The following is a 16,498-nucleotide window of genomic DNA, read 5'->3' as shown; positions in this document are numbered from 1 at the left end:
AAGCGCATTACCGTAGTGGGGCAGGCTGTGGACACCGGCCTGCCCCACCGGTGTGTCAAAGGGCCAGGTCTGAGAAATGGACGTCAACGGCAAGCTGACGCATGCGACCGTGCTGGTTGTGGACGACGAGCCCGCGAACCGGTTCGCGATCGAAAGTGTGCTGAGCCGCGCCGGGCACCGGGTCCTCGCGGTCGGCAGCGGCGCCGAGGCGCTCGACGAACTCGATGTGCGGCTGCGCAAGGGGAACCTGCCCGACGTGGCCCTGATCGACGTGCACCTGCCGGACATGAGCGGGTTCGACCTGTGCCGGCTGCTCAAGGAGCGGCCGCGCATGGCGGGCCTGCCGGTCGTGCACGTCTCGGCGCTCGCCGCGCCCCCGAGCGACCGCTGCCAGGCGCTCGACGCGGGCGACGAGGCCTTCCTGACGGTGCCCGCCGAGCCCGAGGAGATCGAGGCGGCGGTCCGGTCCGCCGTCCGGGCCGCCCGGCTGCGCGCCGACGACCAGGCGCTCGTACGGCGGCTGACGCTGCTGTCGGAGATGATCGTCACCATTCAGGCGGCGCGCTCCCTCCAGGAACTCGTCGACGTCGCCGCCGACGGCACCGCACGGCTCACGGGCACCCCGGCCGCCGTGTTCGTCCTCGACCGGGACGACCAGCTGTACCGCGGCCTGCCCCGGGACCGCACGGCGGTGGCGCTGCCGGGCGAGGACGCCGACCGGACCGTGGCCCGGCTGCTGCGGCGGCTCTCGCAGGGGCAGTCCGGGGTGCAGATCACCACCGTGCCCGCGCCGCTGTGGCCCACCGGGTTCTTCCGGCCCGGGGTGGAGCACGACGCCCGGCTCGCGCTGGTCCTCACCCACGAGGGCCGGGCCCCGGTCTGCCTCGCCGCCCCCACCCGCGGGCTGCGCCGGGTGGGCCCCGAGGCCGGCGCGCTGCTGGCCCAACTCGCCCAGGCCACCGCGCTCGCCGCCGAACCGCTCCTCATGTACCAGGTTGAGCGGCATGTCGCCCTCACCCTCCAGCGCAGCTTCCTGCCCACGCCGGACCGACTGCCCGAACTTCCGGGCGTGGACACGGTCGTACGGTATGTGCCCGCGTCCCAGGACACCGAGATCGGCGGCGACTTCTACGCTGTCCTCAAGGTCACCGGGGGAGTGCTGTTCGCCGTCGGCGACGTCGTCGGGCACTCGCTGGAGGCGGCCACCGTCATGGTGGAGATACGGCACGCCCTGCGCGCCTACTGCGTCGACGAGAGCGACCCCAGCGTCCTCGCCGAGCGGCTGGACCGGATGCTCCAGCACTACCACCCGGAGACCACGGTCACCGTCTGCCTGGCCCTCGTCGACCCTGACACCGGGCGCACCCGCATCGCCAACGCGGGCCACATCCCGCCGCTGATCATCCGGGACAACGGCAGCGCGGACTACGCCAAGGCGGCCGGCCCGCTGCTCGGCGTGGGCCTGCCCCATCCGCCGCCCACGGAGATGTTCCTCGAACCCACCGACCGGCTCCTCATGATCACCGACGGCCTCATCGAGACCCGGGGCACGGACATCTCCGTGTCGATGGAACACCTCCGCGCGGCCGCCTCCGGCGCGCTGCCGGGTCTGGACGCCCTGTGCGACACGCTGCTCGACTGCTTCGGCGTGGACCGGGACGACGACATCGCGATGCTGGCGCTACGGCTGGGGTGAGCCCGGGGGGAGCTAGGGTGAGCCCGTTGTTGGCTGAGAAACAGGAGCGCCTGATGCCGCAGATCACCGTCGACCACTCCCACACGATCTCCTTCGACCAGGACGGTTTCGCCCGTGCGCTGCACGAGGCGGTGGTCGAGATCGCCGCGGCCAAGCCGGAGGCGTGCAAGACGCAGTTCCGCCCGAGCGAGTACACGGCCTTCGGGTACGAGGGTCTCGACGAGCTGGGTCACACCGTCGTCCACGTCACCCTCGGCCTGCTCGCCGGGCGCAGCGAGGAGACCAAGGCCAAGCTGACCGAGAAGGTCCTGGACCTCCTCCGCGAGTACATCGACGAGGACGGCTCGGTGCTGCACGCCTCCGCCGAGGTGCGCGAACTGGACGCGTCCTACCGGAAGTTCGAGCGCTAGAGCCTTCTGCTACGGCTGCTAGGACGCCAGCGCGACCAGCCGGACGACGAGGTCGGTGAACGGCCCGTCGCCCGGCTCGTTCCGGAGCGACTCCCGCAGCAGCGCGGCCAGTTCGTCGTCGTACGCAGCGCTCACCGCGGCCAACGCCCCGAAGTCGTGCACGAGTTGGCGTTCCAGATCGGCGCGCGGGATGCGCCGGCCGTCCAACCAGATCAGGGCTGTCGACTCGACCAGCGATATCCAGGAGCGGACCATCAACTCCAGCCGGGCGGGCGGCTGTTCGACCTTCATGTGGGACAGGATCTGGAGATACGCGGCCTGCCGCACCCCGTCCACGAGCGCGTTGGTGGTGGACGAGCCGACTGCCGGACCACCGCGCATCAGCGCCGCGAAACCCGGCCCGTGGTCGTCCACGAAGTCGAAGAACCGGCCCATCACCCGCAGCAGCCGTCCCCCGAGCGAGCCCTCCTCGGCGACCACGAACCGTCCGGCCAGATCGTCCGAGGCGCGCTGCAACGCGGCCTCGTACAGGCTGAGTTTGCCGGGAAAGTAGTGGTAGACCAGCGGCCGGGAAATGCCCGCGGCCGCGGCTATCTCGTCGATGGAGACCTCGTCGGGCGAGCGATGGCTGAACAGATCGAGAGCGACGCCGATCAACTGCTGTCGCCGTTCCTCGACTCCCATCCTGCGGCGAACCCCGGTACTCATGCGAACACCTTACCGATCGGAACCGGCCCTCAACGGCCCGGTCCACCCAAGGTCGTTCACATGTCCAACACGATTCGCTCACCACGGGCCCGCGATACACAGATCAGCATCGAGTCATCACGCTCCGCGTCCGTGAGCAGCTCGTCCTGGTGCTCCACCTCCCCTTCCAGGACCCGCTGTTGGCAGGTTCCGCAGAACCCCTGTTCGCAGGAGTAGAGCGTGTCGGGCAGCTCCGCCCGTACGGCGGCCAGCAGTGTGGAGTCGGCGGGTACGGTCAACGTCCGTCCGCTGCGCCGGAGTTCGACCTCGAAGGGGGCGTTCCCGCCCAACGGGGCCCGGGGCGCGAACCGTTCGAGGCGTACGTCCGGGAACCGCTCCTCCACGGCCGCCATCAGCCCTTCGGGTCCGCAGCAGTAGACGGCGGCACCCTCGGGCAACTCCGCGAGCAGCGTGCCGAGTTCGGGCCGCCGCCCGCTCACCACGGTGACCCGGTCCGCGCCGAACTCCGCCAACTCCCCGAGAAACGGCATGGAGTTCGGGGTGCGGCCCACGTACAGCAGCCGCCAGTCGGCGCCCTCCGGCAGTGCCCGCAGCATCGGCAGCACCGGGGTGATCCCGATCCCGCCGACGACAAAGAGGTACGCGGGCGCCTCGACGAGCGGGAAGCGATTGCGCGGCCCCCGCACCTCCAACTCCGTGCCCACGCCCACCTGTTCGTGCACCTCGCGCGACCCGCCCCGCCCGTCCTCGACCAGCCGCGTGGCGACCGTGTACGACGAGGTGTCCGCCGGGTCCCCGCACAGCGAGTACTGCCGCACCAGCCCGGACGGCAGCACCAGATCGATGTGCGCCCCGGGCTCCCACCGCGGCAAGTCCCGTCCTTCCATGCGCAGTTGTACGACGCCCTCCGCGACCGTCTCCCGCGCGGCGACCGTCAGCCTCAGTGCCCGTGAGCGCGGCCGGCCGGAGATCGGCGGGTCGAGCGCGGGCAGCGGCCATAGGGGCGAGGCCCGCACCCGGCGCCGTAGCGCGCGGCGGGTCAGGAGCGCGGCGCCGGCCAGGACGGCGACGGTGAGGGGCTTCGGCACTACTCCGCCCTCTTCTCGGCGGCCACCGCGGCGGGGGAGGACGCGAGGTAGGCGACGGCCTGCTCTGTGCTGCCCTCCTGGGAGGGGTGGTAGGTGCGGCTCAGGTAGCGGGGTATGGACCTGAGCATGTCCCCGGTGGCGGGCAGGGTGCCGCGCTTTCCGGCGACGTAGAAGTCCTTGAAGCTCGCGTGGGCGTCGACGAGGGTCGGGTCGTTCGCCATGAAGAAGCGGGAGCCGCGCTGCCACAGGAACATCAGGGCGGCGAACGCGGTCGCCCAGGTGCGGGCGCGGCGGCGGTAGCTGCCGTCGACGTGCGTGAAGAGGTCGAAGGCGACGGAGCGGTGCTCGACCTCCTCGGCGCCGTGCCAGCGCAGCAGGTCCAGCATGGTCGGATCGGCGCCGCGGCGGTCCAACTCCTCGGCGTTCAGGACCCAGTTGCCGAGGAACGCGGTGTAGTGCTCGATCGCCGCGATGATCGCGACCCGCTCCAGCAGCCACCACGTCCTGGCCTTGCCCGGGGGTAGCGTGCGGTCGCCGAGCAGCTTCTCGAAGAACCAGTCGACCTGCGCGGTGTACGGGGTCGGGTCGAGCCCCAACTCCTTGAGGTGCGGGAGGACTTCGTCGTGCGCCTGGGAGTGCATCGCCTCCTGGCCGATGAAGCCGATGACGTCCGCGCGCAGTCGCTCGTCCCGGATGAGGGGCAGTACCTGCTTGTAGACGTGCACGAACCACCGCTCGCCGGCGGGCAGCAGTAGGTGCAGCACGTTGATCGTGTGGGTGGTGAAGGGGTCGCCGGGCACCCAGTGCAGTGGGGTGCCCTCCCAGGAGAAGGACACCTTTCGGGCCTTGAGCGGCGTGTTAGACATGGCGTCAATGTACTGACGGGTAAGTCTCTGGGGAAGCCTTGTGCGGGGACTTGTTGACGCGAATGTCAGCGAGCGGGCGATCGAGTGCCGGCTGAGGTCAGCACCCTAGGGGCGCGGGGAACTGCGCGCCCAGCCACAACGGACCCGCACCCGACGACGCACCCGCTAACGCAGGCCCGAGATCGTAGTGCCGTCGCCCAGAGTCCCCTTCAGCTCGGCCTGAACCCCCTGCTTGGTCTTCACGGCGAGGAGTGCACCCCGGGCCGAGCCGTTGACCCCACCCGTCGCGCTGATCGCCTCCGTGCCCTTGCTGCCCGCGGCCAGGAGGTACCAGTGGCCCGCCGCCGACTTCCACAGGACTCCGGCCAGGACGTGCGGGTCGCGCGCCCCGCACGCCGGGACGCCCTCGGCCTTCGCGGCGACCGCGCCGTAGATCCCGCCCGGTGTGCGGAACTGGGCCAGTACCCGCTCGCCGCCGCCCTGCCAGGTCTCGGCCCGGGTGCACACCCAGTCCGCCGCGCCGCTCGCGTCGGGCAGCGGCTGCTGGGCGAACTGCCAGGCGTTCACGGTCCGTACGCCGAGCGAGCGCATCGCGCCGAGGGAGCAGGCGAAGGGCGCCCAGGCGTGCTGCGCCGCCGCGCCGGAGACCTCGTGGACCGAGCCGGGGCGGCCGGCGGTGAGGTGCGCCGGGACCAGTTCGCCGAGGTCGCTCATCAGGCGGGTGGTGCCGGTGTCGTCGGTCAGCTGGAGCACGTTCCACGACGTGCACGCGCCCGTCGCCTGCGCGGGGCTGGCCAGCGGCGAGGTGATCCCGTCGGTGATGGTCATGGGGAGGGCACCGGCGTTGGGCTTCTGGAGGTCGCGCTCGGCCGCCTTCTTCACCCAAGGGGCCGTCAGATAGCGGACGTTGCCGTCGGCGCGGTCCAGGACCACGGCGTTCGCCTCGGACCCGGTCGCGCCGTCGACGCGCGCGAAGTCCAGCGCCGCTCCCTTGGTGCCGTCCTTCGGTTCGGCGTAACGGGCGATGCGCAGACCGTCGTAGAGGATCACCACGCGCGCGTTGTCGACCGTGCCGGCGTAGAGGAGCTGGGGCGGTCCGGCGGGGCCGCCGGAGGGGGTGCCGGGGGTGGCCGAGACCTGGACGGACTCGCCGGGGCGGGCCCAGACGGCGAGGGCGCGGCGCAGCAGGTCGGTGTTCTCGGTGAGGTCGCCGCGGGCGGGCCAGACGGAGAAGTCCTCGCGGGCGGAGGACTGCCACGCGGTGGGCGCGATCCTGATCAACTTGCCCGGGTTCAGGGCGGCTTGGGACGCCGGGTTCTGCGCGTAGGCGGGTGCGGCGGCGCCGTCCGGGCCCCAGCCGCCGCCGGGCATCGCGAGCAGCGCGCCGCACACGGCGACGGCCGCGGCGGCGGCGAGCGCGGCCTTGCCGTGCTGACGGCGGCGCATCAGGTCGGTGGGCCGCGCGTGCAGCGAACAGGGGTCGAACTCGGGGGAGTTGAGAAGTTCGTACTGCGCGGGCGTCTCGTCCGCCTCGCGCAGCGCCTCGTCCACCTCTTCCCCTTCTACGCCGGCTGTCGCGAGCACTCTGCGGACGTCGCCGTCGGGCAGTTTCTCCAGGCCGCGCAGCACGTACACCGCGCGGGCCGGTCCGGACAGGGCCGACAGCCGCTGGTCCAGGGCGAGTTCGTCGGCGCCGCCCGAGCGCGGGAAGAGCCGCAGCCCCCGCACCTGGGGGAGCAGCGGCGGGAGTTGGGACCGTTTGGGCCAGGCGCGGAACGACAGCGGGAGGCCCGCCTCCAGTGCCGTACGGACGACGTTGAGGCGGACGAAGGCGTAGCCGGGGTCGACGTCGCGGCCGGTGGACTGGGCCGGGATCACCGACGCGGACGCGCGGCCCCGGGGGAGGGCGCGCTGAGTGAGGGCGTGGGCGGTCAGGACGCGCCGGTTGCGGCCGAGGCTCGGGGGGAGCACCAGATAGGCGAGCCGGACGAGCCGTGGATAGTGCTCGACGAGCGCGGCCTCGGCCTGTTCGACATCGACGACCGGGTCGGTGGGTGAAGCTGCGGGGCGCTTGGCGACATCCTGTGACTGCACGTTCAGCAAAACGAGCGAATGGTGAGTTGGTCACCGCCGCCCGGGCGACTCAGGCTTCCGGCTCGACCAGGGCGCGCGCGTAGTTCGCCATCGACCGCTGGTAGCGCGGCAGATGGGGCGCGAGGGCGCCCAGCACGAGGGACAGGCCCTCGCGGTCGCGGCCCAGGCTGGACAGACACAGTGCGAGGCACGCGCGGACCGCGTCGTCCAACTCGTCCGAGGGAGCGTCGAGTTCGGGGGTGAGCAGCTTGACGCCCTCCTCCGCCTGCCCGATGTTCCGCAGGGAGCTGGAGAGTTGGATCTTCGCCCGGCGCCCCTTGTAGCCGCTGTGCTCGCTCAGCCCGCGCGCGAGCGCCTCCCGGTACAGCGGGGCGGCCTGGTCGGAGTGCCCGGTGGAGTCCCAGGCGCAGGCCCGCTCGAACGGCCGTAGCGGACTGCCGTCCGGCAGCTCGGCGACGAGCGCGTCGATCAGGGCACGGAACTCGGCCGCCCGCTCCTCCGGATAGTCGTCGAAGGTCGCCCAGGCGGCGGTCACCCGGTCTTCCCAGCCCTGATCCACGTCTTGATCCATGGGCGTCACCCTCGCACACGCGTCCGGCCGATGACCATGGATTTGAGCGCTGGGCGCTTCGGGGCCGTATCGGATGAGACGGCCCCTCGCCGGGGCGCGTCGCGGCATGCTTTTGTTGACCGGACGACCGGAGGAACGACAGATGAGGTTGACCCGACCGATGCTCGCGATGGCCGGCGCCGCGGCGGCGCTGGCGCTGGTGGGGTGCGGTGCCGACACCAAGGCCGCGACCGTGCCGACGGAGGCCACCGGCAGCCTGGAGAGCCTGGCCGCCAAGGTGAAGTGCACGCCCGACATCCAGACCGACGCCGACGAACTCCGCCAGGCCATCTGCAAGATGAGCTACGGCAAGTTCGTCCTCGCGACCTTCGCCACCGACCGCGGCCAGCGCGAGTGGATCAACGACGCGAAGGACTACGGCGGTTTCTACCTCGTCGGCCGCAAGTGGGTCGCCGTGGGCACGGACGCGATCGTCAAGAAGCTGCAGACCACGCTCGGCGGCAACGAGGAGATCGGCGTCGACCACTCGAAGCACACCAGCTGAAAAGGCTGTACCGGGTTCACACCCCTCACAGGGCCGACACCGGTTAGGCCAGGACACACACGAAAGCGGGCGGTGGGAGAATCCCACCGCCCGCTTCGTACTACCGGGTCCTACTGGGTCTTACTGGCAGTTCTTGCCGGCGTTGATGCAGTTGGCGATCTTCGCCGCCAGGTTGTTCTTGGTGACGCTGATGAAGTCGTCGTGGTCGGTCGACGGCTTGTGCAGCTGCTCCGGGAATCCGTCCACCGCGTAGGCGTTCTTCACGGTGCCGTCCGCCTGGATGGTGGGGGGCGTGATCTTGTAGACCAGGCGCATCGTCAGCTGCGGGATGGCCTTGAAGCCGTTCCCGCACACACCGCTCGCCGGGTCCGCGAAGGCCACGTGCGTACGGTGGTTGGCGCTGTCGATGTTCACGCCGTCCCAGCAGCTCTGGAACGCGAAGGTGCGGACCACGTTGCTGCCCTGGGGGCAGATCGGGTACTGCTCCGTCAGCTGGACCTTGTTCTCGAAGCCGGTGCAGCTCCAGTGCGCGTTGGCGTTGGCCAGACCGTTGGTGAGGGTCTTGGCGTCACCGGTGATGATGCGCAGGAACTGCGGCATCGCGACGACCTTGCTGGCCGGCGAACCGACGTACTTGATCTGCGCCGACTGCGCGGTCAGGATCTTGCCGACGTTGCCTTCCTTGCCACCGCCGTCCGCGTTGGCGTCGAACTCCTGCGAGCCGTCCTGCACACGCACGACCGGCCAGTAGTACGACGAGAGGTCACTCTGGTTCTGGCAGCTGGAGGGGGCGGCCAGCAGCGAGTCGTTCGTGGAGAACGCGTTGACCTTCTGGTTGCCGACGTAGTCGTGCTCGTGGTGCGCGCCGTTGGTCACGCCGGGCGCCACGATGACGTTGTCGGTGTTGTGGTTCTTGTTCGCGTTGACACCGCACTTGGTGGTGAACGAGCCGGTCGAAGCCTGGCCGCTGTTCTGCGGCTTCGCCTGCACGTTGTTCGCCACCTTCGTGATGTCCACGAAGTCGGCCGCCACCGGGCCGTTGCCGGCCTGGCCGCCGTTGTTGGCGGGGGGCGCCGCGGAGGCACTTGCGCTCGCGCTCGGCGCCGCGGTGTTCTGACCGCCGCCGTTGTTCTGCCCGCCGCCCTTGCCGCCGTTGCCCTTGCCGCCGCCGCGACCCGCCGTGGTGGTGTTCGTGGCGTTCTGCGTGGTGCAGGCGGCGAGCTGCTTCAGCGCGGTCGCGTTGACGGTGCCGCCGACCCGCTGGATGTCGATGCGAATGCGGTCGATCGTCGCGGCCCGCTTCTCCTTGAGGGGGCCGACGATCGCGTTCTGCACGAAGCTCGCGTCGTTCGCCTGGGCCTGACGCGTCGACGCGAGCCGGGCGTAGGCCTCGGTGATCTGCTTGTCGAGGTTCGCCAGTTCGACGGCGACACCCTGACGGGCCTTCTGCGGCACGTTCGTCAACTGCTGGCCGACGTCCGGGCAGGCGATCGTGGCGACCTGCGCCGAGGCGGCCGCGGCCTTGGTCTCGTTCTGGCCCGAGTTGGACTCGTGCGCCGAAGCGTTCATCTGTGCCCAGAGCAGCCCGCCCCCACCGAGCGCTAGGGCAGCCGATGCGGCAATGGCCTTGGTGGCCAGCGGCGTACGGCGTTTACGATCATTGCGTCCCATGGAACTCCTCTGACTTCCTTGCGGGGCAGCGAGGCGCCCGACAGGAGTGAAGCGGCGCCCTTTGATACGCAGGGGGTCCCAGGAGTGTTCAGCCGTCTCAGAAACTGATGAGAGATTCTTGGGTAAGTCCCCTCCCAACTGCCCTTTAAACACCGGCAGTTGTGATCGACTCACAGGTAGTGCTCAGCGTCCCTGGTCCAAATAGGCCAATACCGCCAGCACGCGGCGATTGTCATCGTCCGAGACTTCCAGCCCCAGTTTGGCGAAAATATTGGACGTGTGCTTCCCGATCGCCCGTTCCGTGACGACGAGTTGCCCCGCGATCGCCGCGTTCGACCGCCCCTGCGCCATCAGTTCCAGCACCTCGACCTCCCGTGGCGTCAACCGCCCCAGCGGCCGGTCGTCGGCGGCCCGCCGCGCCAGCAACTGCTGGATGACCTGCGGATCCATCACCGTCCCACCCCCCGCCACCCTCCGCACGGCATCCACGAACTGCTCCGCGTCGAACACCCGGTCCTTCAGCAGATACCCCACCCCGCCGGTCCCGTCGGCGAGCAACTCCCGCGCGTACAACTGCTCCACGTGCTGCGACAGCACGAGCACCGGCAGCCCCGGCCGCTCCCGCCGCGCCCGCAGCGCGCACTGCAGCCCCTCGTCGGTGTGCGTGGGTGGCAGCCGTACGTCGACCACGGCGACGTCGGGCGCCAACTCGGCCAGCGCCCTGGTCAGTTCGGGCCCGCTCTCCACCGCCGCGACGATCTCGAAGTCGTAGGCCTCCAACAACCTGACCAGCCCGTCCCGCAGCAGGAACAGGTCTTCGGCTAGGACAACACGCACGGAATCTCCATGGTCACCATGGTGGGACCGCCCGCGGGACTGCTGACGGCCAGGACGCCGTCGAATGTACCCAGCCGCCGCCCGACCCCGGAGAGCCCCGACCCGCCCCCGACCACGGCACCACCCCGCCCGTTGTCGGTGACGGAGATCCTCAACGCCCCTTCCCCGTAACGCATATCGACCCAGATCCGATCGGCCCCGGAGTGCTTCACGGCATTGGTGAGCACCTCACTCACGGCGAAGTACGCGGCCGACTCGACCGGCGCGTCGGCCCGCCCACCCCCGAGCTCCGCACTCACCTCGGTCGCCACCGGCATCCGCAGCGCCAACGCCCGCACGGCATCTGCCAGTCCACGCTCCGCCAGCACCGGCGGATGAATCCCCCGAACGAGATCCCGCAACTCGTCGAGAGCCTCGACGGAGGACTGCCGAGCCCGGGCGAGCAACTCCCGGGCCTTGGCAGGGTTCTTCTCCAACAGCGCCTCGATGGTCCCGAGATCCATCCCCATGGCCACCAGCCGGGCCTGCGCCCCGTCATGCAGATCGCGCTCGATCCGCCGTAGCTCAGCGGCGGAACCATCCACTGCATCCCGCCGCGTCTCGGTCAACACCCGTACGCGCTCGGCGAGTTGACCCTGCCCCGGAGCGAGCAGAGCCCGGGTCAGCAGAAAGTGCACGCGGAGGAGGGGAGGGGTGAGGAAGAAGGCGGCGATGAGAATCCCAACACCCAGCAACCCCGCGAGCAGCGCACTACCTTGCCCACTCACCGGCACGAACCCGTACCACCACCCCACATACGTCCCGTCCGTGAACACCCGCCACAGCCCGAACGCCAACGCGAAGCCCTCCAGCGGATAGAAGACCAGCACGGCGGGCAGCAAGGCGGTCACGAACCCGGCGACCATGTCGACGGGCAGCCACAGGAGATCCCGCCAGGTGGCAGGGTCACCGAGCAGGCGAAAGGTCCGGGTCCAGGGCCGCGCACCCGGCGGCACCGCCCGATAGGCGGGCGGAATCCGCACCCCGCACCACTCCGCGGCAAGCCGCCGCCGCCGATCCGCCTGCGCCCGCACCCCGGCCAGCACCCAGGGCGTGGTGATCAGCCCGACCCCGAACGGCACCAGCACAAGGGACACGACGGTCAGGACGAACAGGGTGAGCGAACCCCCGAGCGAGACGATCGCGAGCCCAAGCCCACGCACCCCGGCCACCAGGACAACACGGGCCCGCTCACGCTTCATTTCCATAAGCCCAGTCTTACGGAGGACCAAGCCCGGGTCACACCGCTCAGGCCCCCACGAAAGGGGTGGTGCTATCCCCACCCGCCTTTAGGGGCGCGGGGAACTGCGCGCCCAGCCCCAACGCGCCCGCAGACAACGACTCACCCCTCCACCGGCACCCCAAGCACCTTCGCCTCCACAACAGGGTCAAGCCCCACCACCGGCCGATCAGGTCGCTGAGGCGCAGCCCCACCAACACTCTGCAACCAACCCCACGTATCGCCCACCGTCTCCTCAACGGACCGACACGTCAGCCCAGTAGCGACCGCCCGAGACACATCCGCACTGTGCAACGCGTCGTACCCCTCACTCCCCGCCGGCACCCACACCGGCAACTGAGTCCACGGCTCGATCCCCGCCCCGAGCACGACTTCCGCCGAAGTCCACCGCAGCTCAGCCACCCCACCCGTAACCCGCACACACGCGTCCAGCAAAGCCCCCATCGTCGCGTGCCCTTGAGGAGAGATGAGGTTGTACGCCCCGCTCAACTCCCGCTCCACCGCCCCCAACAACCACTCCGCAAGATCCCGCACATCGACGTACTGAAGCGCCAACTCCCGAGGCCCGGGCGCCAACACAGGCCCACCCCGAGCAACCCGCCCCAACCACCACGGCAACCGCCCGATGTTCTCGTACGGCCCGAGAATGAGCCCGGCCCGAGCGAACACCGACCGCTCCGCCCCGAACGCCCCGAGCGCGGCCAACTCCCCGCCCCGCTTGTCCCGCGCGTAGTCGGTCTTGTCGGCGGCGGCCAAGGCCCCTTCGACAAGCGGCGCATCCTCCCCGTACCCGCCCGGCGGAGCCCACGCGTACACAGAGCAGCTCGACACATACACATACCGCCCCACCCGATCGGCAAGCAGCCGCGCCGCGTCGTCGACAGCCCGCGGCGCCGCCGACCAGGTGTCGACCACGGCATCCCACTCGCCGGAGGCCAACGCGGCGAGCCCACCGGGCGCGGTGCGGTCACCCCGCAACGCCCGTACCCCGGCCGGGGGTTCGTGCCGCCCCCGGTTGAGAACGGTCACCTCCCAGCCCCGGCCGAGGGCAGCCTCCACGACGGCCCGCCCCGCGAACTCCGTACCGCCCAGCACCAGAAGTCTCATACCGGTGACTCTGCCCGCGAGGCGCACGGAACGGAACGTAGATCTGCCGTCAGCAGACGACCGGACCGCAGATGATCAACGAGCCGTCGGCGGCGTGTACTTGTACCCCACCCGCCGCACCGTCTGGATCGCCTTCCGGTGCTCGACCCCCAGCTTGCGGCGCAGCCGCGCGATGTGGACGTCGACGGTACGGCCGTCGCCCACATGCCCGTAGCCCCACACCGTGGTGACCAGCTGGTCGCGCGTGTGCACCCGGTTGGGATGCGCCACCAAATGCGCGAGGAGCTCGAACTCCAGGTACGTCAGGTCGAGTTCCGCGCCGTTCAGCTGGGCGGTGCGCTGCACGGTGTCGATGCGGACGAGCGGTTCGGCCTCGGCGGGGAGGGACGGCGGGACCGGGTCGGCGGTCCGGGCGAGGTGCGGGCTGTCGGCCGGGATGAGGACGAGGTACCCGACCATCGGCGGCTGCCCCGGCAGCGTGGGCAGCGTGTGCGGCGGCGCGGGCAGCCAGGTGGCACCCGGCGGCAGGAACTCCGCCACGTCGATCACCTCGTCCCGGTCCACGGCGCGCAGATGGTGCCGTGGGGCGTTCGGGGCGGGGGTGTCGAGCGGGGCGGAGGGAAGAGCGGGAAGGGAACGGATGATCGCCATGAGAGGTCAGCTCTTTCGCGCGAGAGGTTCGTCGAGGGGACGTACGTCGAGTCGCGCAGGCCGGAGGCCGAGGGTGGTTCGGCTTTAGAGGGCCGGCGCGTTCATCGCGCGACAACACACCCGGTCGAAGTCATGGTGCTGACGGGAAGGCCAGAAGGGCTCGAGGTCATGGCGACCCGTCGCTCCGCACTTCTGGTAGTTGCCCATGCGCCCATTGAAGCAGACACACGCCCGCAACAGGACCCTCCTCTCACAGCTTGGACGCTTCCTTGACCGGAAAACGCGGCGGGGACGACAACGCGAAGAGGCGCCCACCACGATGGTGGACGCCTCTTCGCGGAAGCGGGGCGGGATCAGACCTGGCCGGCCTTCTCCAGGGCCGCGCAGCAGGTGTCGACGATCAGCCGGGTCACCAGGTACGGGTCGACGTTCGCGTTCGGACGGCGGTCCTCGATGTAGCCCTTGCCGTCCTTCTCGACCTGCCACGGGATACGGACCGAGGCGCCGCGGTTGGAGACGCCGTAGGAGTACTCGTTCCACGGGGCGGTCTCGTGCAGGCCCGTCAGGCGGTCGTCGATGCCGGCGCCGTAGTGCTTGACGTGGTCGAGGGGCTTGGAGCCCTCGCCGAGGGACTCGCACGCGGTGATGATCGCGTCGTAGCCCTCGCGCATCGCCTTCGTGGAGAAGTTGGTGTGCGCGCCCGCGCCGTTCCAGTCGCCCTTGACCGGCTTGGGGTCGAGGGTCGCGGAGATGCCGAAGTCCTCGGCGGTGCGGTAGAGCAGCCAGCGGGCGATCCACAGGTGGTCGGAGACCTCCAGCGGGGAGACCGGGCCGACCTGGAACTCCCACTGGCCGGGCATGACCTCGGCGTTGATGCCGGAGATCGCGAGACCGGCCTTGAGGCAGTTCTCCAGGTGGGCCTCGACGATCTCGCGGCCGAAGATCTCGTCGGCGCCGACACCGCAGTAGTAGCCGCCCTGGGGGGCCGGGAAGCCGCCCTCGGGGAAGCCCAGCGGGCGGGCGCCGTCGAAGAAGGTGTACTCCTGCTCGATGCCGAAGATGGGCTCCTGCGCGGCGTACTTCTCGGAGACCTCGACGAGCGCGGCACGCGTGTTGGACTCGTGCGGCGTCATGTCGATCTCGAGGACCTCGCACATGACGAGGATGTCGTCGCCGCCGCGGATCGGGTCCGGGAAGCTGGCGACCGGCTTGAGCACGCGGTCCGAGGAGTGCCCCTCGGCCTGGTTCGTGGACGACCCGTCGAAGCCCCAGATCGGCAGCTCGGCACCCTTGGCGTCGTCCGCCAGGATCTTCGTCTTGGAACGGAGCTTGGCCGTCGGCTGGGTGCCGTCGATCCAGATGTACTCAGCCTTGAAGGTCACGGGCCACATCCTTCGGGGTGGGTCATTCGTCGCACTCGCGGGTGCTGCGGCGCAGCGGCACTGGAGCGCCGCGATTCATTGCCGGGCAGCCTGTCAACATGCGATTTCCCGATCATTGCTCAAGTGTGAACCCCGTGTTACCTGGTGGCGCTGTGTCCCGATTCACGTGCACCGCGCACGGCGCACCCGGGGACCGCTGTGAACCCGCTGTTCGCACTCGCGGACGGGTGTCGCCGTATGGCTCGTATGCGATGGGGTTAGCCCTCGGCGGCGGCCTCGCGGACCCCGTCCAGGAAGCCCCGGACCGCCGCCAACTCCCGGTCGTCGTACCCCTGGAGCAGCTCTACGGCCCTCCCGATGAGCGGACCGAAGAAGTCCTGCCCGAGTGCGACCGCCCGCTGGTCCACCTCGACCACGACCCTGCGCCGGTCCCCCTCGCTCCGCACCCGCCGCACATGCCCGGCCCGTTCCAGCCGGTCGACCAGGGCGGTGGTCCCCGCCGAGTTGAGCCCGAGCGCGCCGCCGAGCCGCCCGGTCGTCATCTCCTCGCCGGCCCGGTCGGCGTCCATGAGGGCGATCAGGGCGCGGACGTCCGTGGGGTGCATACCGTTCTGGTTCGCGAATCGGGCGCTGTGCAGGCCGAGTTCGACCGCGACGGCCCGGGGACAATGAAGGGGAAGGAGAGGTGAGCGGTATGGGAATCCGCAGCCCGTACGACAGGGACCGCTTCGAGTCCGCGTACGACAAGGTCATGGCGAAGTGGCCGGCCGAGCGGGAGGCGGTCGTCGTCCCGACCCCGTTCGGGGAGACGTACGTGAACGTGTGCGGGCCCGCCGGCGGCCGCCCGCTCGTCCTGCTGCCGGGCGGCGGGGGAGCGACCTCGGCGTCCTGGTACGCCCAGGCAGCTCAACTCGCCCGCACCCACCGCCTCTACGCCGTCGACCTGATCGGCGCCCCGGGCCGCAGCGTTCCGGTGGTCGGCCGGAGGCCGCGCACGGTGGCCGATCTGACGGTCTGGCTGGACGCGGTGCTCGACGGGCTGGGGGCGCCGGTCGTGGACCTCGGCGGGCATTCGTACGGTGGCTGGATCGCGCTGCACTACGCACTGCGCGCGCCCGCCCGGGTACGCCGTCTGTTCCTCCTCGACCCGACCCAGTGCTTCGCCGGGTACGAGACGGCGTACCTGCTGCACGCGCTGCCGATGCTGCTGCGGCCCACCCCGCGCCGCGTCCGCGCGTTCCTGGAGTGGGAGACCGGGGGAGTGCCGCTGGACCCCGACTGGCTGCGCCTCCAGGAGGCGGGCGCGGGGTTCCCGTCCGCGAAACCGGTGACCGGTCCCCGCCCGGCGCCCGAGGCGCTGCGCGGGCTGAACGCGTCGGTCCTGCTGCTTCTGGCCGGAAGCAGCAGGACCCTCCCCCAGTCTCGGCTTCGCTCGACCGGGGGGACCCCCATCACGCACCTGGTGGCGGCCCGGGCGGGCGGTCTGCTGCCGCGCGTCGAGACGGACATCCTCCCGGACGTCTCGCATCACGCGCTGCCGCATGCCGCGCCGGAGCGACTGGGCCGTCACCTCACCGGTTTTCTCGGATCGTGA

General features: G+C 70.5%; 15 protein-coding genes and 1 pseudogene. 4 read left to right on the top strand and 12 right to left on the bottom strand.

What is annotated here, in order from left to right; genetic code table 11:
• Positions 1-76: 76 nt before the first annotated feature.
• Positions 77-1,696, top strand: coding sequence for a fused response regulator/phosphatase (locus tag OO69_RS31340; RefSeq protein WP_033284218.1), 1,620 nt, complete (start codon positions 77-79; stop codon positions 1,694-1,696).
• A 53-nt stretch (positions 1,697-1,749) separates the two neighbouring features.
• On the top strand, positions 1,750-2,106 hold the full coding sequence (locus OO69_RS31335) for a 5-carboxymethyl-2-hydroxymuconate Delta-isomerase (protein WP_033284217.1): 357 nt from the start codon (positions 1,750-1,752) through the stop codon (positions 2,104-2,106).
• Between the two features lie 18 nt (positions 2,107-2,124).
• Here the strand turns inward: OO69_RS31335 and OO69_RS31330 are convergent, their stop codons facing one another.
• The 5 genes from OO69_RS31330 to OO69_RS31310 all read right to left on the bottom strand — a co-directional run bounded on the left by OO69_RS31330 (position 2,125) and on the right by OO69_RS31310 (position 7,433).
• The gene (locus OO69_RS31330) at positions 2,125-2,814 is read right to left on the bottom strand and encodes a TetR/AcrR family transcriptional regulator (protein ID WP_106971134.1); all 690 of its coding nucleotides are present in this window, start codon (positions 2,812-2,814) and stop codon (positions 2,125-2,127) included.
• Positions 2,815-2,870: 56 nt separating this feature from the next.
• Positions 2,871-3,902, bottom strand: coding sequence for a PDR/VanB family oxidoreductase (locus OO69_RS31325; protein WP_033284215.1), 1,032 nt, complete (start codon positions 3,900-3,902; stop codon positions 2,871-2,873).
• Positions 3,902-4,768 (bottom strand): metal-dependent hydrolase, encoded by an 867-nt coding sequence (locus OO69_RS31320; RefSeq protein WP_033284214.1) that lies wholly within the window; start codon positions 4,766-4,768, stop codon positions 3,902-3,904. Before OO69_RS31320 ends, OO69_RS31325 begins: the two co-directional genes overlap by 1 nt.
• A 165-nt stretch (positions 4,769-4,933) precedes the next feature.
• Positions 4,934-6,862: a hypothetical protein gene (locus OO69_RS31315; protein ID WP_033284273.1), complete on the bottom strand. Its 1,929-nt coding sequence runs from the start codon at positions 6,860-6,862 to the stop codon at positions 4,934-4,936.
• Between the two features lie 49 nt (positions 6,863-6,911).
• Positions 6,912-7,433 carry a tetratricopeptide repeat protein gene (locus OO69_RS31310; protein WP_199811069.1) on the bottom strand — a complete coding sequence of 174 codons (522 nt, stop codon included), beginning with the start codon at positions 7,431-7,433 and terminating at the stop codon, positions 6,912-6,914.
• Positions 7,434-7,575: 142 nt separating this feature from the next.
• Here OO69_RS31310 and OO69_RS31305 point away from each other — a divergent pair, with 142 nt between their 5' ends.
• On the top strand, positions 7,576-7,977 hold the full coding sequence (locus OO69_RS31305; RefSeq protein WP_199811068.1) for a hypothetical protein: 402 nt from the start codon (positions 7,576-7,578) through the stop codon (positions 7,975-7,977).
• A gap of 120 nt (positions 7,978-8,097) precedes the next feature.
• Here OO69_RS31305 and OO69_RS31300 read toward each other — a convergent pair whose 3' ends face one another.
• The 7 genes and pseudogenes from OO69_RS31300 to OO69_RS31270 all read right to left on the bottom strand — a co-directional run.
• A complete protein-coding gene (locus OO69_RS31300) occupies positions 8,098-9,648 on the bottom strand; it encodes a DUF1996 domain-containing protein (protein WP_033284212.1) in 1,551 nt (516 codons plus the stop codon).
• A gap of 183 nt (positions 9,649-9,831) precedes the next feature.
• Positions 9,832-10,485: a response regulator transcription factor gene (locus OO69_RS31295; RefSeq protein ID WP_033284211.1), complete on the bottom strand. Its 654-nt coding sequence runs from the start codon at positions 10,483-10,485 to the stop codon at positions 9,832-9,834.
• On the bottom strand, positions 10,470-11,726 hold the full coding sequence (locus OO69_RS31290; RefSeq protein WP_033284210.1) for a sensor histidine kinase: 1,257 nt from the start codon (positions 11,724-11,726) through the stop codon (positions 10,470-10,472). Before OO69_RS31290 ends, OO69_RS31295 begins: the two co-directional genes overlap by 16 nt.
• A 140-nt stretch (positions 11,727-11,866) precedes the next feature.
• The gene (locus OO69_RS31285) at positions 11,867-12,871 is read right to left on the bottom strand and encodes an NAD-dependent epimerase/dehydratase family protein (protein WP_078652640.1); all 1,005 of its coding nucleotides are present in this window, start codon (positions 12,869-12,871) and stop codon (positions 11,867-11,869) included.
• A 75-nt stretch (positions 12,872-12,946) separates the two neighbouring features.
• On the bottom strand, positions 12,947-13,522 hold the full coding sequence (locus tag OO69_RS31280; RefSeq protein ID WP_033284208.1) for a winged helix-turn-helix domain-containing protein: 576 nt from the start codon (positions 13,520-13,522) through the stop codon (positions 12,947-12,949).
• 353 nt (positions 13,523-13,875) lie between these two features.
• Positions 13,876-14,904 (bottom strand): glutamine synthetase, encoded by a 1,029-nt coding sequence (gene glnII, locus OO69_RS31275; protein WP_033284207.1) that lies wholly within the window; start codon positions 14,902-14,904, stop codon positions 13,876-13,878.
• Positions 14,905-15,161: 257 nt separating this feature from the next.
• Positions 15,162-15,578: pseudogene (locus OO69_RS31270) on the bottom strand (MarR family winged helix-turn-helix transcriptional regulator); the annotation flags it as partial.
• Between the two features lie 20 nt (positions 15,579-15,598).
• On the opposite strand from OO69_RS31270, the gene OO69_RS31265 reads away from it, so the two are divergent.
• Positions 15,599-16,498 carry an alpha/beta fold hydrolase gene (locus OO69_RS31265; RefSeq protein ID WP_033284206.1) on the top strand — a complete coding sequence of 300 codons (900 nt, stop codon included), beginning with the start codon at positions 15,599-15,601 and terminating at the stop codon, positions 16,496-16,498.

Source organism: Streptomyces sp. NRRL F-525 (assembly GCF_000716605.1).
In the GTDB taxonomy this organism is placed as follows: Bacteria; Actinomycetota; Actinomycetes; order Streptomycetales; family Streptomycetaceae; genus Streptomyces.
Note: the sequence above shows the minus strand (reverse complement) of the source record. Positions and strands in the feature narration are given on the sequence as shown.

Bases quoted from the DNA above. Each gene is read 5' to 3' on its own strand.
- OO69_RS31340 (WP_033284218.1), top strand. From the start codon at position 77: ATGGACGTCAACGGCAAGCTGACGCATGCGACCGTGCTGGTTGTGGAC.
- OO69_RS31335 (WP_033284217.1), top strand. From the start codon at position 1,750: ATGCCGCAGATCACCGTCGACCACTCCCACACGATCTCCTTCGACCAG.
- OO69_RS31330 (WP_106971134.1), bottom strand. From the start codon at position 2,814: ATGAGTACCGGGGTTCGCCGCAGGATGGGAGTCGAGGAACGGCGACAG.
- OO69_RS31320 (WP_033284214.1), bottom strand. From the start codon at position 4,768: ATGTCTAACACGCCGCTCAAGGCCCGAAAGGTGTCCTTCTCCTGGGAG.
- OO69_RS31310 (WP_199811069.1), bottom strand. From the start codon at position 7,433: ATGGATCAAGACGTGGATCAGGGCTGGGAAGACCGGGTGACCGCCGCC.
- OO69_RS31305 (WP_199811068.1), top strand. From the start codon at position 7,576: ATGAGGTTGACCCGACCGATGCTCGCGATGGCCGGCGCCGCGGCGGCG.
- OO69_RS31300 (WP_033284212.1), bottom strand. From the start codon at position 9,648: ATGGGACGCAATGATCGTAAACGCCGTACGCCGCTGGCCACCAAGGCC.
- OO69_RS31290 (WP_033284210.1), bottom strand. From the start codon at position 11,726: ATGAAGCGTGAGCGGGCCCGTGTTGTCCTGGTGGCCGGGGTGCGTGGG.
- OO69_RS31285 (WP_078652640.1), bottom strand. From the start codon at position 12,871: ATGAGACTTCTGGTGCTGGGCGGTACGGAGTTCGCGGGGCGGGCCGTC.
- OO69_RS31280 (WP_033284208.1), bottom strand. From the start codon at position 13,522: ATGGCGATCATCCGTTCCCTTCCCGCTCTTCCCTCCGCCCCGCTCGAC.
- OO69_RS31265 (WP_033284206.1), top strand. From the start codon at position 15,599: ATGGGAATCCGCAGCCCGTACGACAGGGACCGCTTCGAGTCCGCGTAC.